Here is a 16,029-nt window from a genome sequence, read left to right on the forward strand (position 1 = left end):
GGACACTTTTTTTGGCAAATAGTGTTCTTTTTTTATGTTTTTTTTCGCTTTAAAATATTGATATAGAGAAAGGAGGAGGGTAATGGTTAAATACTATTTGGCCATAGATATCGGGGCATCCAACGGAAGACACATGCTCGGGCATCTCGAAGATGGAAAAATGATATTGGAAGAAGTTCACCGTTTTGAAAATGGAATGAAGATGAAAGATGAAGAGCTCTGCTGGGACCTGGAAAGACTATTCAATGAAATTAAAGTTGGTATGAAGAAGTGCAAAAAAATAGGAAAGATACCTGAGAGCATAGGTATCGATACCTGGGGTGTTGACTTCGTACTTCTTGATAAAGATGATAAAGTTTTGGGCAATACAGTTGGATACAGAGACAGCCGTACAAAAGGGATAGATGGAAAAGTGTATTCCATTATTTCTGAAGAAAAGCTTTATGAAAGAACCGGAATACAAAAACAGATTTTTAATACTATTTATCAACTGATGGCAGTGAAAGAAAAGCATTCGGAGCAACTGAAAAATGCCAAGAGTATGTTGATGATTCCAGATTATCTGCATTTTCTTTTGAGCGGAGTTAAGAAAACGGAATATACCAATGCCACTACTACTCAGCTTGTTAGTCCCAAAACAAAAAAATGGGATAAGGAATTAATAGAATTGTTAGGGTTTCCACAGGAGATATTTGAAGATATTGTTTTGCCGGGTACAGTGCTTGGCAGTTTGACTGAGGAAGTTCAGAAGAAAGTAGGATATGACTGTCAAGTTGTGCTCCCTGCAACACATGATACGGGTTCAGCGGTGATAGCAATGCCTTCTAATAAGGACAATTCCTTATATATTAGTTCAGGAACTTGGTCATTGATGGGGATAGAGACAACGGAAGCAGATTGTTCTTTAAAAAGCAGAGAGCATAACTTTACAAATGAAGGTGGCTACAATTACAGGTTCAGATACCTGAAAAATATTATGGGACTTTGGATGATTCAATTTGCAAAAAAAGAGTTTAACACATTCTACTCATTTGCGGAAGTATGTGAGCTAGCATCGACAGAAACTATAGATTCCATAGTTGATTGCAATGATGATTGCTTTTTAGCGCCTGAAAGTATGATTAACGAAATAAAGTGGTTTTGCAGAAAAACAAATCAAAGGGAACCGGTTACTGATGCTGAAATTGCTTCAGTAATATATAACAGTTTAGCTGTATGCTATGGCAACACAATTAAAGAGATAGAGAAGATGACAAGATGTTCCTATGATCACATCCATGTAATAGGGGGAGGAGCAAATGCAGAATATCTGAATCAACTTACTGCAAAGTATACTGGCAGAAAAGTTTTTGCAGGCCCAACGGAGGCCACAGCCATTGGAAATATAATGGTTCAGATGATGAAAAATAAAGAATTCACTGATTTAAATGATGCAAGAAACTGTGTATATAAATCATTTGAAATAAAAGAATATGAAAATTATGGAGCATAAAGATTAATAATCTTTATGTGTAGAATAAGAAATAGAAGGAGGTTAGTATTATGAATATGACAACGAAACAACGTTATGAATCTGCAAGAGAAATATACAAAAGAATAGGCGTAGACACAGATATTGCTATAAAGGCTCTCAAAGAAATTCCGATATCCATGCACTGCTGGCAGGGAGATGATGTGGCCGGTTTTGAGGGAGATGGGGCGTTATCCGGCGGAATTCAGGCTACAGGAAATTATCCCGGAAAGGCCAGAAACCCAGAAGAACTTATGGAGGATATAGATAAAGCGCTGAGCCTTATCCCTGGAGTTCACAGAATAAACCTGCATGCAAGCTATGCAATATTTGAAGATGGTGAGATGGTAGACAGGGATAAGCTTGAGCCAAAGCATTTCAAAAAATGGGTGGAATTCGCGAAAAAGAGAAACCTGGGATTAGATTTTAATCCAACATATTTTTCACATACCAAGGCTTCAAATGCAACTTTATCCAGTGAGGATGAGGATTTACGAAAGTTCTGGATTGAGCATGGAAAGTGCTGTCTCCGTATATCAGAATATTTTGCCACAGAGCTAGGAAAACCCTGTACCATGAATATATGGATACCAGACGGCTTTAAGGATGTACCGACAGATAGGATGACACCGAGAGCAAGGTTAAAAGATTCTTTAGATCAGATTCTCTCTATTCCTTACGATAAGAGCAAGGTATATGTAGCAGTAGAATCAAAGGTGTTTGGAATAGGCGTTGAAAGCTATACAGTAGGTTCTCATGAATTTTATATGAATTATGCTGCTAAGAATGATTTGCTTTGTCTATTGGATAATGGACATTATCATCCCACAGAATCTGTTGCAGATAAAATATCTTCAATGCTGCTGTTCTCAGATAAGGTAGCTCTCCATGTAACAAGACCTGTTCGCTGGGACAGCGACCACGTAGTTTTATTCGATGAAGAAACAAAGGAAATTGCTAAGGAAATTATAAGAAACGATGCAAGCAGAGTAATATTGGCACTTGATTTCTTTGATGCCAGCATAAACAGAATTTCGGCCTGGGTTGTTGGAATGAGAAATATGCAGAAGGCACTGCTTAATGCACTTTTACTTCCCAATGAAAGATTAGCCAAACTGCAGAATGACAGACAGTTTACAGAGCTTATGATGTTACAGGAGGAGCTAAAGCTATATCCTGTAGGCGATGTATGGAACTACTTCTGTGAAATAAATATCGTTCCTCAGAAAGAAGGCTGGTTTGAAGAAGTAAATAAATATGAGAAAGACGTTTTGAGTAAGAGAAACTAAGGTTAGAAAGTGAGGATGTAACATGAGAATATTAGATGCAGAATTTGTACAAGGCTTTATCAGAATGGCAAACGACGGATGGGAACAGGGCTGGCATGAGAGAAACGGCGGTAACTTAACCTATAGAATAAAGAAAGAAGAAGTGGAATCTGTTGCCGAAAATCTAAATAGAAATGGTGAGTGGAAGGCTATTGGTACGAGCGTGCCAAAGCTGGCAGGAGAATATTTCCTTGTAACAGGCAGCGGAAAGTATTTTAGAAATATAATAGTTAAACCTGAGGATTCTCTTGCAGTGATAGAACTTGATGATAGAGGGGAAAGCTATAGGATCTGCTGGGGACTTGTTAATGGTGATCGCCCAACCAGCGAACTACCTTCTCACCTCATGAATCATGAAGTGAAAATGATTGCTTCTAGTAGAAAGCATAGAGTAATATACCATGCTCATACAACTAATGTTATTGCTCTTACTTTTGTACTTCCTTTAGAAGACAAGGTATTTACCCGGGAACTTTGGGAAATGGCTACTGAATGTCCTGTTGTTTTCCCTGACGGTGTAGGTGTAGTACCATGGATAGTTCCAGGAGGACGTGATATTGCAGTAGCTACTAGCGAATTGATGAAGAAATATGATGTTGCAATATGGGCGCATCATGGCATGTTCTGTTCAGGCGAGGATTTTGATATAACCTTTGGATTGATGCATACAGTAGAAAAATCTGCAGAGATACTTGTAAAAACGTTATCCATGAGACCGGATAAACTTCAGACTATTACTCCTCAGAATCTCAGAGACTTAGCTAAGGATTTTAAAGTAATGCTTCCTGAAGAATTTTTATATGATAAATAACTTAAAAGAAACAGGTATGGCAAATACCTGTTTCTTTGTTTTACGAATTATATTTTTGTCTGTATTCATTAGGCGTAACTCCAAAGTAGTCCTTAAATTTCTTATAGAAAAAATTCAGGTTTTGGTACCCTATTTCATTTGCAATCTCATAAATAGGTATATCGCTGTTAGAAAGCAGTATAGAAGAACGTGTTAGTTTTTGGGTCTGAATAAGCTCTTTAAAAGATTTATTTGTAGTCTTTTTAATAAGTGAGCTGAGATAGTTTGGGTGAAAATTAAAATGTTCGGCTGTAGAAACTAAGGTACAAGTCATATAGTTTTCTTCTAGGTATTGAAGTATATCTATAATAGATAAGCTTCCACTTGAATTTGTATGAGCTTGGTTTGCATCGTATTGAAAGACTTTCATCAGTTCAGTAAAGATGAGTATCATATAGCAGTTAATAATTTCATCAGAGTAAAGAGACTTGTCGAAGTATTCGCAAAGAAGTTCTTTCATAAGATTAGATATTCTTTTATTGTTGTCTGAATTAAAGATAATGTAATTATCATGATCTTTTTTATTTGATACAGCAGTAACTAGAAATTCTGATATAATCCCCTTACTTGATAACATGCTAAGAAAGGAGGTGGTAAAGTATTCTTTCCGCATTAGTATGTTAATAATAATATCTTCTTCTTTAGTTGGTAATATAGAATGTGGTACCCCTGTGTCTACAATACATATTTGTCCTTCTTTTAAGGTAATAACTTTATTTTTAATGGTTTCGGTAATATTGCCAGAATAAACATAGCTTAGTTCAATATAATTGTGAATATGCATTGGTACTTCTGCAAAACGTGTATGTTTAGAAACAGTAATATTTTCCCCAATGATTAAATCTTGTGAGTCGAATAAATATATTTTTTTTCCTTCGTATTCAACTAAACTGTGCTTGCTATATCTTTCTGGAAGAACTGGATTTGATCTATAATATAACTCTCTATCTGTTAGAGTTCTAAGTCTTTCATCTAGTTCTTTATGGTTCATATAAAAACCTTCTTTCTAGGTTTAGCATTTATATTTATATTATGATATTAAGTTTGGTCAGTCAACATCTTTTGTTTTGATATTTTCACCATGAGTATGAAAATGTTATCATTTGTACATAGCGATAATAGATCGTGTATAAAACTTTTAATAGGGGGAATTAATTATGGACCACAAGCAAGTAGCTACAGAAATATTAAAAGCTGTTGGCGGTAAAGAAAATGTAAACAGTGTAACACATTGTATGACTAGGCTTCGGTTTGTATTGAATGATGAAGAATTAGCATCCACCGAAGAAATTAAGAAAATGAAAACTGTCAAAGGTATTGTTAGACAAGGTGGACAGTACCAAATTATTGTTGGAACGGAAGTTGATCAATTTTATCAGGCGGTAATAGCTTTAATTGGAACACAAAAAAATATGAATTCAGGTGAAATAGCAACGAAAAAGAAGAGTCTTTGGGATAATATTATAAATACGATATCGGGTATTTTTACTCCATTCTTAGGTGTATTTGCAGCTAATGGTGTACTAAAAGGATTACTTGCAGCTGCTATAGCAACAGGTATTATGAAGCCTGAAATGGGTGTTTATATCGTGCTTAATGCAATTGCAGATTCAGTATTTTATTTTATGCCTATTCTTTTGGGGGCTGCTGCAGCAGAAAAGTTTGGTTTTAATAAATATTTAGGAATGGTTATTGGCGGATCAATGATTTACCCATCTATTATTCAGGCTGCAAGTGTAGAAAAATTTACTTTCTTGCATATACCGATGGGTATTGCAAATTATACAAGCACTGTATTTCCTGCAATTATAACAGTGTATGCGGCATCTTTTTTATATAAGTTGTTTAAAAGAGTTTGCCATAAAAATATTCAATTTTTTATGGTGCCATTATTAACTATGATTGTTTCTGTGCCTCTTGCACTTATAGTTATAGGGCCAGTTGTAAATACAATTTCCTCAATACTATCAACGATTCTTAATGCAATATATAATTTTTCTCCAGTGATATGTGCACTTGCATTAGGTGGACCGTGGATGATTCTTGTAATGTTGGGTTTACATTGGGCTTTTATTCCATTGTTTATATCTGAGCTCGCAGCAACTGGACATACCTCCATGCCGGGTTTGTTTACTGCTAATCAGTTTGCAGTTGCTGGTGCGATATTAGCGGTTGCAGTAAAATCAAAGCAGGATAAAGAATTAAAAAGTCTTGGAATATCGACAGGTATTACCTGTATTTTGGGAGTTAGTGAACCAGGAATATACGGCGTGTTACTTCCACTAAAAAAACCATTTATTACTGGTATAATTGCAGGTAGCTTAGGGGCAATACCAGCAGCATTAATGGGAACAAAAGTATATGCATTTGGAGCAACGGGTATTTTTGGATTTTTGAATTTTATTGCTCCAAATGGAATTGATATGGGATTTTATGGCGCAATAATAAGTTCTTTATTAGGTTTAATTTTGGGTTTTGTATTAACAGCTTTTTGGGGAATGCCTAAGGAGGAAAAAAGAAAATGTCTATAAAAATAGGACACTTTTTTCATAGGAAGGTAGCAGATAATTTTTACCTTGTTTCTTGTCCAGAGTGGGAAACTGAAAAAGCTCCAGTAGTTTCTTGGATGGTAATAGGGGATGAAAAAGCAGTTCTTATTGATGCAGGTCTTCCGGTTAGAGGGCTACGAAAATATGCAGAAAAACTGGCAGGAAAACCTGTTGAGTTGCTCTTGACGCATGGTCATTACGACCATGCAGGTGCTTTAGATGAATTTGATGAATTTTGGATACATCCTGCAGACGAAATACTTTTACATGGAAACGAGGAAACGCCGGCTACCGCCTACCATGGAATATTGCATCCATTGTACTCGGGAGATGTTGTTAATTTAGGAAAACGTAGATTATATGTTTATGGTGCTGAAGGCCATACAAAAGGCAGTTTGTTATTTTATGATGAACAAAGTAGGATACTGATTTCCGGAGATAGTATCGGAAGACGTTTCTATTGTCCTAATGTGCATGAGCTTCCAATGAGTAAATTTTTTGATGATTTGCTAAAATTAGAATCACTCGGTTTTCAACAAATAGCATCGGCACATGATTTTTTTCTTTTACCAAAGGAACAAATAAATTATCTAATAACAACAATTTGCACTAAGTTGGAAAATGCCAATGAGTTATGGAATAATGGTATCCAAGATATGCTAGTAGTTCATGCTGGGGATGGTCCAAGGGATTTGAAATATGTTTCATATTCTATTCCATTGAAATACAAGGCTGAAGTTCTCAAAGACATCCAGATGTGGAAAGAGCGTACTAATTGGAGGGATAATACTTGATTAATGAAAAAATTATAATAGGTAACAATGAACGTACAACATTAACAACATATATTTTAGATAATGTCCATGCGACACAAAAAAGGCCGATAATTCTAGTTTGCCCTGGAGGAGGATTTTTGGATTGTAGTCCATATGAAGGTGAGAGTGTTGCAATAAGAATGAATGCTGCGGGTTATCATGCAGCAGTTTTGGTGTATTCAACAGCGGCAACGGCTGGAGAAAATTCTGCATATCCGAAGCCTCTATATGATTTAGCAGAAGCCATTAGTATAGTAAGAAATAATGTTAAGGAATGGAATATAGATGAAAATAAAGTAGTTATTCTAGGTTTTTCAGCTGGGGCATATCTTTGTGGATTATACGGGAGTTACTGGAATAAACCTCTTTTACGTGGAAAGGGAAAGTCGGAGGAACTTAAACCAAATGCGGTAGTACTATGTTATCCATTGTTAGATCTTGAACTTAATATTTCTGAGATACAAGAAAAAGTTGATAAAGAAGTAAATATGAAAAATATAACAGGGACTACAGAAAAAAGGATAGATATAGCAACGTTTTGGGATATGTCGCGAAAAGCGCAATTCGGAAATAATCATCCTTCAGAAGACGAGATAAAGACTTACAATCCGATATTGCATATTAATGAATATACACCACCTACCTTTTTGTGGCACACTTTTACAGATGAAGCGGTATCACCATTGCACAGTATTCGTTATGCAGAAAAACTTTGCCAAATGAACATCCAATGTGAACTACATATTTATTCTAATGGAGACCATGGATTATCATTGGCAGATAAAACAAGTGCAAAAAAAGAATCGCAGATTAATTCACATGTAGCAAGCTGGTCAGAACTGGCGATTGAATGGATTGAGGCACTGGGCTAAAAGAATGAGGGGAATTAAAGAAAATTTTACCCTATTAGTATAGATACTGAATTCTACGTAACTTGTTCTTTCAGCTCTAGCAAGTCTTGTAATTTGTGCAGTATTAAATTTGGTTAGTGTATAAGCTTTGTTCTTATATGATAGTAAGTTACAAAAATGTTATGATTTACTTATATTAAAGTCTTAGCGTAAGGAAGGTGGATTATGAAAAGGCTAGAAGAAGTTTTAGATAATAAAGCTAAAAATTATATAATGCCTTTTTTCTGGCAACATGCTGAAAATGAAGAGATTCTTAAGGATTATATGAAGAATATAGATGAGGCTGGAATTAAGGCTGTTTGCATAGAATCGAGGCCTCACCCTGATTTTGTAGGTCCCTTATGGTGGAGGGATATGGATATCATAATGGATGAGGCGAGAAAACGCAGCATGAAGGTTTGGGTTTTAGATGACAGTCACTTTCCAACAGGATATGCTGCGGGAAGGATAAAAGAAAAATATCCAGAACTTAAAAAGTGGTATATAAATGTTCATCGTATGGATTTTGCAGGACCATTAAAAGATTCTTCTTTTATAGTGAAATATTTCTCAGGACGTGCAGCATTAAGCCTGGAATACGAAGCAGAAGAAGAAGACAAGGTTTTAGGAGTAATAGCCGCAAAAATATCAGATGATGAGACAGGAGCAATTGATGAAAAAACTCTTATAGATGTTTCTAAATATGTACAAGATGGTATGCTTTACTGGGACTTGCCAGAAGGACATTGGAGCATATTTATTGTTTTCCAGACACGCAGCGGAGGAGAAGAGCAGACTAAGGAGTATTTAAATCCTCTTGTGCCTGAAGCAACAAGAGTTTTAATAGATACTGTTTATGAAGCTCACTATAATAGATACAAAGATTACTTTGGAAAGACTCTTGCAGGATTTTTCTCTGATGAGCCTAGGTTTGGGAACATAAAGGGTTTTGAGGGTGCTATAGGAAAGACTAAAATGGTACTTCCTTGGAGAAATGATATGCTGCAGATACTGCAGCATGAAATAAGTGAAGATATCCTAATCTATTTGCCGCTTCTATTTACAGAGGGAGGAGAAAAAACTCATTCAGTTAGATATGCTTATATGAATGTCCTAAGCAAACTTTACGGCAAAAACTTTACTGATCAGATAGGAGATTGGTGTAGGGAGCACGGGGTTGAGTACATAGGGCATGTAATTGAAGATAATGGCTCTCACAGCAGGCTTGGTTATGGACCTGGACATTTCTTTAGAGCACTTAATGGTCAAGATATGTCCGGTATTGATGTTATCGGAGGACAAATCGTACCCGGAATGGACTTTAAACACAGGGGTTTTACTGCAGCAGGCTGGGATGGAGAATTCTTTCATTACGGACTTGGTAAGCTTGGAGCATCGCTTGGTCATATAGACCCTAAGAAAAAGGGAAGGACTATGTGCGAGCTCTTTGGCGCCTATGGCTGGGTTGAAGGTTTAAAGTTTATGAAGTGGCTTACAGATCATCTCCTTGTAAGAGGTGTAAATAATTTTGTACCACATGCGTTTTCACCAAAGGCATTTCCGGACTGGGATTGTCCACCGCATTTTTATGCGGGAGGCAATGATCCTCAATTTAAATACATGAAGACATGGTCTGATTATACAAACAGAATAAGCCATCTGCTTTCAGACGGAAACCATGTAGCCACTGTTGCTGTACTTTATCATGCAGAGGCAGAATGGTCAGGAGAATATATTCCATTTGAAAAGGCAGTAAAAAAATTGATTCAGAATCAAATCGACTGCGACGTTATTCCTGCTGATATTTTCAAAGAAGGTTTAGAGGTAAAAGATAATAATTTAACAGTAAACAATGAAAGCTTCAAATGTCTTGTAATTCCTTATGCAGAGGCACTGCCGAAATACTTCTTGGAAAGCATAGCTGAGTGTATGGAAAAAGGACTTAAGGTTATTTTTATTAGTAGTCTTCCGAAAAGAGCCAGCGAATGCGTTGATGCTCAAAAGTTAATTAACACTCTAGGGGAAAGTGAAAACTGCGTGATAGCAGAACTTAATATTTTAGCAGAGAAGATAAAGAATTTTAGCTTCAACGAAATTACTTTAGATAGTTTTGAGCCTTATGTAACTTATTATCACTACAAGCAAAATGATGCAGATATATTTATGTTCTTTAACGAGCATCCTTATGAAAGCGTAGATACCAAGGTATATATTCCATTAAAGAAGAGGGCAGTATACTATGATGCTTTTGAAAATAAGATAAAGAAATGTAGCGCGAAATCAAATGGCGATGGAGTTGAATTATCTCTTAGCTTAACCGCTTATGAGTCAAAAATAATAATATTTGATAGTGAGGATTCAGAAAATTTTGCTGTAGATAACATGGAGGACTTGAAGGAAGTTCAAAAGCTTAATATATCAGGGGAATGGAAAGTGTCCATGACTACAGCATTGGAATACCCGAATTTTGAAGAGAAAATAGAGCATAGGGAGTTAGTGAACCTGGCTAAACCTAACTTATATCCACATTTTTCTGGAACTTTTAGATATGAAATTAATTTTGAGGCAAAAGAAGCAGCAGAAAAAGCATTGCTGGATTTAGGAAGGGTATACGAAGTAGCTGAAGTTTGGCTAAATGGCAAAAGCATTGGTGTTAGAATATGTCCTCCATATAAGTTCGATATATCGGGTGATCTTCAAAAGGGTACAAATAGCCTAATAGTAGAGGTTACAAATACATTAGTTAAGGCTCATCAGGATGCTTTTTCTCAATTTGCTGTTCAGGAGCCTACAGGATTATTAGGACCGGTAAATATATCATTATACTAATAATAAAAATAATAGAAATGAGGGTCAATAATACCTAAATAGTACAATAATAGAGCTTTGCAATCTCATAAAGGATTTGCAAAGCGAAGAAGAAAGTAAAAGTTATATGCCCATTGTGTAACCAATTAAATAAAAATAGGATGCTGGCAGCATCCTATTTTTGTCATATCAAGTTCATGGATCAGTATTAATTAAATAAATATTCTAAATTTATAGTGAACCCCTCTAAGAAGGAAGATTCTATTATACCCTTGCCAACCTTTATATCGGCTTGCTCATATAAACCTTCTGAATTTAACACATATATAGTAATAGCATCTTTCATGGGGTTAACTATCCAATATTCCTTAACTCCATATTGCATATATAAGTTCAATTTAGTAATTAAATCGTGAGACTGATTAGAAGGGCTTAAAATCTCTATTATTAGAGAAGGTACTCCAACATAATTATTTTCTGTAAAGCCTTCTTTATCACAAATCACACTTAAGTCTGGTATAACTATTCTTTTACCCTCTATTCCTTCTCTTTTTAGCTCTATATCATAGGGGGCTTGAAACACTTCACAAGGTTTTCCTTCGAGAAAAATCATGAGCTTAGTATTGAGTTTACCAGAAATCCTTTGATGCTTTGTAGAAGGTGAGGGGGCCATTAAAATAACTCCATCTAAATATTCTATTAAGAAGTCACTAGACTCTTTTATTTTTATATACTCTTCAAAGGAAACATAAGATTTATGAGCTAAATTCATAGAACCACTCCTTATGCTATGATATTTAATTAATAACCATATTATATCATAAATTTTAATTTCTATAGCATTCTAAGGAACATTATCAGAAAACATATTATAGAGATAATGACAAAAAAGTATCCTAAGTATTCAAACTCTATTCAAAAAAGCTTTGTCATAAACTACAGTACCTGTAATTTCATCAAGGCTTCTATTTTCAAGCTCTAACGCCATAAAGATTTCATCTGCTACATCAAAAGGAGCCTTAATTACCCAGATGCTTGCAGGTTTAAATCTAAATCGCTGCATAAAAAAATGCTAATATCTAAATATTTTAGACTTATAATTAATAAATAATTTGAGAATATTGTTTATTAATCATATCCTCCCTTTGCTTTAGGTAATTTCTTGACTTCTTCCTTGCTCTCTATTATTTCCTGAATCTTTTTAAAAAGTCCTCTCAATTGAACAGCCTCTTTTGATGGAGATGCATTTTCATCTTCCCAAGATATGTTTTTTTCTATACCATCTGCAATTATTTTTATATAATAAGTATAGAATGGTGTTTTTATTGCGTTATTTTCTGGGTGAAAATTTTTAGAGTAATCTAAAATATTAATATTTCTCATTTCTGAATAAATAGTATTCATTTCCTCGTCAGATAGCTTTAAATTCGTACTAATTGATGGTTCTGCAACCATGTCTTTAGTATACGTCCCTTTTATAGTATCTAATTGATTTCTAGAACCTACCCCGTAACTAAAGACAAAATTGAAATCTTTTGGCTTTGCTGAAGGTAATTTATTTTTTGTACTTGTTAGGTTACAGACTACAAGTAAAGCACCAATTAGAAAGAGACATAAATACATAACTTTTTTGGGTAACCTCATATTAAATTCCCCCTTGTACTTTTATAATTTAATACGAAGCAAGGTACATAAAGTCATAATATCCTGTAATTGCCTATCTAAAGGTTATAAAATGATTATCTTAAGAAAGTTGATAAAATATAATTATCTAGTTCCTTGCAGGCCTCTATATCTATTATTGATTTCTCTGGTTTTATAATTTTTTTTAATATGCTGTTAATTTGTCGAATTTCATCAGTAGATAAATTTTCATTTGAATGAATTAAGAGCTGCAACTTGTAGAATGCATCTGATACAATTTCATTTCTTTTGTAAGATGAAAAGGCAAGCGAAAGATATGTTAAATTCATCTGCCCTTCAAGCGTATTTTTATCTAATTTATCTATCTCTTCAAGATAATTTACAAGTGTTTGAATTTGTGCTTTAGTTTCCTTATCTATACTATTTTGCTTATCCTTGAAGCTACGAATTTGACCATACTGATGGAAATTAATAAATAAAGAAGTGATTAATATTATTACCAAGAACCAAACTGATACTTTTTTAAGCAATTTGACCCTCCTTTACAAATTGAATGCGTTGAAAAGGTACTTATAATAATTTGTTTTATCCTACTAATCTGTACTACCTTTAATTATTTCATTAAAAGTACCCTTCCATGATTTTATGCTGATAGCATCATAGTTATCGTAGTCAATTTCCATAGAGGCTATCTCCTCCGGTTTAATAAAACAACTAAAAGCCAAATTTCCTTCTCTTGTTCCAGTAATATTAATAATGCCTTCATTAATGATTTCCTTAATCATTTTGATTACTTCATCATAATCATCCTCATGACTATCTCTATATCCAAAATGACAATGAAAATAGTCAAATCCTACTGTTGTCTCATCACCATAGGTTGAAATCCACAAATTGATCCCTGCATCAGATGGGCAAGGAATATTTATATAAACATAGGTTTCATCTCTCTCGTCACTATATTTTTTGAATTTTACATATTGCTTATATTCAGGAATTTTAATTAAGATACTATCTAAAAATCCTTTAGAATAATCATCTAATTGCTTGTACTCCATTGAAAAGGCCCCTTGCACGGATTATGCTAAAATTTTATACTCAAGACGTTCCTAAGACGAGTAGACTGAGAGATGCCTTCGCTCTGTTTTCTCAAGCTAAGGTGACTTGAGTGCTTTATAAGATATTGGGATATGCTTGTTTGTGATCTTAATCAAGGATTATTATATTCATCTCTTTTTTTCTGGTTTTAAAATCGTTACTTTTTATTAAACTCACTCTATGTATTTTGTCATATTTTACAATTGAGACGTTAAATAATAAAAGGATGCTCTAATTTAGGCATCATTTGGTATCTTTTATGTCATCATATTGCCATAATAACGTAAATACTCATTCAATGATTTGAATGGATCATACTAAGAATTATCAGTTTAATCATTATCACAATAATCGCTTTTTTATTTTACTTTTTAGCATCCAAATAAGTCCTAGAAGTACAACAATCACTCCTGAAATCAACAATATGAACTTAAGATTATAATTATTATTCGCGTAGGATTGAACTGATGATGCATTAGTGCCTACTTCAATTTTATTATTCAATCTGTTTTGCTCTGATTTTTCATATACACCTGTGTTGATATACTCCTCAAACCGTTCATCCATACTCCGACCTTCCATATTCATGCTAATGTTTGTAGTATGATTTAAAAGCTTTAAAGTTTTGGGGTCAGTTGATGTTGTTTTAAAGCTATAATACGACTTATCATCTCGAATGGTGATTATACAACTATCATTTACCTTAGGTTTGTTATCTTTACTACCATTAAACTCAAGGTAGGGTAAACTTAGTGTCTGATTTTCTAAAATCTCTCCTTTCAATTTATGGATAACTCTTATAGTAGTTGTTTCTTTATTTACATCCGTAACAGTGGCAGTAAATATTTTTACACTATTATCCCCTAACAAACTTTCAGGCAAATCACCTGCGTAAGCTACTGTAGTAAATATTATTAGTATAAACACCATCACAATGAACGTTTTAGGAATAAGAATTTTCCGCATAATTACTCGCTCCTTTTCGATATTTCGCCCTATTCTACAAGTGTGAATTTAATCAGCAAGAACTCTTACTTAATTCTCTATATCTTCCTTAACTCTATTCTTTATAACCTCTTTAAGTTGTGCCATACGCTCATTAGAAATATTTGAAATTAAATCAATAGCATTTTGGGGAAATAATTTCTTTATACTTTTACCATATTCTTCTCCATCCTTTGGGGATTTATGACTTTTAATTTTTATTCCCGTCTCTCCAGTCTTAACATATAGAACTACGGGTGAGGATACTCCATTTGTCATGATCACGTCGCTGCCATCTTTTATACATTCCTCCTTTAGCATCCAGACATATATCTTATCATTATCTGTACCTAATAGGATAAATGCACTGTACATTTTTCCACTTTTGGTTGAACTAATATCATTTGTTTTTGTATCGAGATATTGTTGAATTATTTTCTCATCTTCCTTAGTGATGTTTAAAGAATTAGATGAATTTTTTATTGTTGACTTACACCCACCTGGAATAAGTATAATTGACATTAAAAAAATCAGTATACTCCACTTTTTCATTTTCTTCCTCTCAAGATAAATTTTCTATATCCAACATTGTAAATTTATAATTGATTAATAATATGTGAAGAATGTGTCTTAACTGCAAATACGGATTGGGCTCATAATCTATATCAAACATGCAGAGGTACATTCTCAAGAAACCGCCTTTCAACATTTGCTTTTTCTATTCCGTATTCAATCATTTCGTTCCATGTACTGTCTTTTTGTGGAGAAAGCTTGAACACTTTTCCTTTTAGTGTGACATATAACTGGTTATCAGAAAAAGCGTGAATATACCATGTTAGCTTTATTTCATTTGAAAGGAAGTCTAATATGGGTTCAATTTTTTCATCAGGCACATGATATTCATTCGTATGCCAAACAGGTTCAATGTCTTCTGGTACATTCTCAATTCTCTGTGAAAAGAAGAATGGTATTAATTTGTCAAGAGCTTGTTTATGCTCTAAGCTTTCTTCGATTACTCCTAATCTAAACATGTTTTACACCTCACATAATATGAATAGTCTTTGTTTTATATATTCTACTAATCTGTACTATATTTAATTATTTCATTAAAGCTACCCTTCCATGATTTTATACTGATAGCATCATAGTTATCGTAGTCAATTTCCATAGAGGCTATCTCCTCCGGCTTAATAAAACAACTAAAAGCCAAATTTCCTTCTCTTGTTCCAGTAATATTAATAATGTCTTCATTAATGATTTCCTTAATCATTTTGATTACTTCATCATAATCTTCCTCATGGCTATCGCTATATCCAAAATGACAATGAAAATAGTCAAATCTTACTGTTATCTCATCACCATAGGTTGAAATCCGCAAATTGCTTTCTGCATCGGATGGGCAAGGAATATCTATATAAGCATAGGCGCCATCACGCTCATAACTATATTTTTTGAATTTCACATATTGCTTATATTCAGGAATTCTAATTAATATCCTATCTAAAAATCCTTTAGAATAATCATCTAGTTGTTTATACTCCATTGAAAAAGTC

General features: G+C 34.0%; 17 protein-coding genes. 7 read left to right on the plus strand and 10 right to left on the minus strand.

Annotated elements, in window-relative coordinates:
* The first annotated feature begins 82 nt into the window (after positions 1 to 82).
* From rhaB to rhaD, 3 genes are read left to right on the plus strand one after another with little or no spacing between them, the layout of a single operon-like run.
* Positions 83 to 1,492, plus strand: coding sequence for a rhamnulokinase (gene rhaB, locus BN2665_RS05950; RefSeq protein WP_055666196.1), 1,410 nt, complete (start codon positions 83 to 85; stop codon positions 1,490 to 1,492).
* A 56-nt stretch (positions 1,493 to 1,548) separates the two neighbouring features.
* Positions 1,549 to 2,799 (plus strand): L-rhamnose isomerase, encoded by a 1,251-nt coding sequence (locus BN2665_RS05955; protein WP_055666384.1) that lies wholly within the window; start codon positions 1,549 to 1,551, stop codon positions 2,797 to 2,799.
* Positions 2,800 to 2,821: 22 nt separating this feature from the next.
* The gene (rhaD, locus tag BN2665_RS05960) at positions 2,822 to 3,649 is read left to right on the plus strand and encodes a rhamnulose-1-phosphate aldolase (RefSeq protein ID WP_055666197.1); all 828 of its coding nucleotides are present in this window, start codon (positions 2,822 to 2,824) and stop codon (positions 3,647 to 3,649) included.
* Between the two features lie 40 nt (positions 3,650 to 3,689).
* On the opposite strand, the gene BN2665_RS05965 is transcribed toward rhaD, so the two are convergent.
* Positions 3,690 to 4,679 (minus strand): AraC family transcriptional regulator, encoded by a 990-nt coding sequence (locus BN2665_RS05965; RefSeq protein WP_055666198.1) that lies wholly within the window; start codon positions 4,677 to 4,679, stop codon positions 3,690 to 3,692.
* Between the two features lie 166 nt (positions 4,680 to 4,845).
* On the opposite strand from BN2665_RS05965, the gene BN2665_RS05970 reads away from it, so the two are divergent.
* The 4 genes from BN2665_RS05970 to BN2665_RS05985 all read left to right on the plus strand — a co-directional run bounded on the left by BN2665_RS05970 (position 4,846) and on the right by BN2665_RS05985 (position 10,771).
* Entirely contained in the window at positions 4,846 to 6,219 is a 1,374-nt protein-coding gene (locus tag BN2665_RS05970; protein ID WP_055666199.1) for a PTS transporter subunit EIIC, read from the plus strand.
* Positions 6,210 to 7,031, plus strand: coding sequence for an MBL fold metallo-hydrolase (locus BN2665_RS05975; RefSeq protein ID WP_055666200.1), 822 nt, complete (start codon positions 6,210 to 6,212; stop codon positions 7,029 to 7,031). The genes BN2665_RS05970 and BN2665_RS05975 overlap by 10 nt, the downstream gene beginning before the upstream one ends.
* Positions 7,028 to 7,924, plus strand: coding sequence for an alpha/beta hydrolase (locus BN2665_RS05980; RefSeq protein ID WP_055666201.1), 897 nt, complete (start codon positions 7,028 to 7,030; stop codon positions 7,922 to 7,924). Before BN2665_RS05975 ends, BN2665_RS05980 begins: the two co-directional genes overlap by 4 nt.
* Before the next feature lie 204 nt (positions 7,925 to 8,128).
* Entirely contained in the window at positions 8,129 to 10,771 is a 2,643-nt protein-coding gene (locus BN2665_RS05985) for a glycosyl hydrolase (RefSeq protein WP_055666202.1), read from the plus strand.
* A 187-nt stretch (positions 10,772 to 10,958) separates the two neighbouring features.
* Here BN2665_RS05985 and BN2665_RS05990 read toward each other — a convergent pair whose 3' ends face one another.
* The 9 genes from BN2665_RS05990 to BN2665_RS06025 all read right to left on the minus strand — a co-directional run bounded on the left by BN2665_RS05990 (position 10,959) and on the right by BN2665_RS06025 (position 16,019).
* Entirely contained in the window at positions 10,959 to 11,522 is a 564-nt protein-coding gene (locus BN2665_RS05990) for a Uma2 family endonuclease (RefSeq protein WP_055666203.1), read from the minus strand.
* A gap of 132 nt (positions 11,523 to 11,654) precedes the next feature.
* Entirely contained in the window at positions 11,655 to 11,813 is a 159-nt protein-coding gene (locus BN2665_RS26915) for a hypothetical protein (RefSeq protein ID WP_154674874.1), read from the minus strand.
* 65 nt (positions 11,814 to 11,878) lie between these two features.
* Positions 11,879 to 12,394, minus strand: a complete 516-nt coding sequence (locus tag BN2665_RS05995; protein WP_242865901.1) for a hypothetical protein — start codon at positions 12,392 to 12,394, stop codon at positions 11,879 to 11,881.
* 95 nt (positions 12,395 to 12,489) lie between these two features.
* A complete protein-coding gene (locus tag BN2665_RS06000) occupies positions 12,490 to 12,924 on the minus strand; it encodes a hypothetical protein (RefSeq protein WP_055666204.1) in 435 nt (144 codons plus the stop codon).
* A gap of 63 nt (positions 12,925 to 12,987) precedes the next feature.
* On the minus strand, positions 12,988 to 13,452 hold the full coding sequence (locus BN2665_RS06005; protein WP_055666205.1) for a hypothetical protein: 465 nt from the start codon (positions 13,450 to 13,452) through the stop codon (positions 12,988 to 12,990).
* A 382-nt stretch (positions 13,453 to 13,834) separates the two neighbouring features.
* The gene (locus tag BN2665_RS06010; protein ID WP_055666206.1) at positions 13,835 to 14,458 is read right to left on the minus strand and encodes a hypothetical protein; all 624 of its coding nucleotides are present in this window, start codon (positions 14,456 to 14,458) and stop codon (positions 13,835 to 13,837) included.
* A 69-nt stretch (positions 14,459 to 14,527) separates the two neighbouring features.
* The gene (locus BN2665_RS06015) at positions 14,528 to 15,028 is read right to left on the minus strand and encodes a hypothetical protein (RefSeq protein WP_055666207.1); all 501 of its coding nucleotides are present in this window, start codon (positions 15,026 to 15,028) and stop codon (positions 14,528 to 14,530) included.
* Between the two features lie 113 nt (positions 15,029 to 15,141).
* Complete coding sequence (locus BN2665_RS06020) at positions 15,142 to 15,507, minus strand: hypothetical protein (RefSeq protein WP_055666208.1); 366 nt, start codon at positions 15,505 to 15,507, stop codon at positions 15,142 to 15,144.
* A 47-nt stretch (positions 15,508 to 15,554) separates the two neighbouring features.
* Positions 15,555 to 16,019 carry a hypothetical protein gene (locus BN2665_RS06025; RefSeq protein ID WP_055666209.1) on the minus strand — a complete coding sequence of 155 codons (465 nt, stop codon included), beginning with the start codon at positions 16,017 to 16,019 and terminating at the stop codon, positions 15,555 to 15,557.
* Positions 16,020 to 16,029 lie beyond the last annotated feature (10 nt).

This window comes from Desnuesiella massiliensis (assembly GCF_001403615.1).
Taxonomy (GTDB): domain Bacteria; phylum Bacillota; class Clostridia; order Clostridiales; family Clostridiaceae; genus Desnuesiella; species Desnuesiella massiliensis.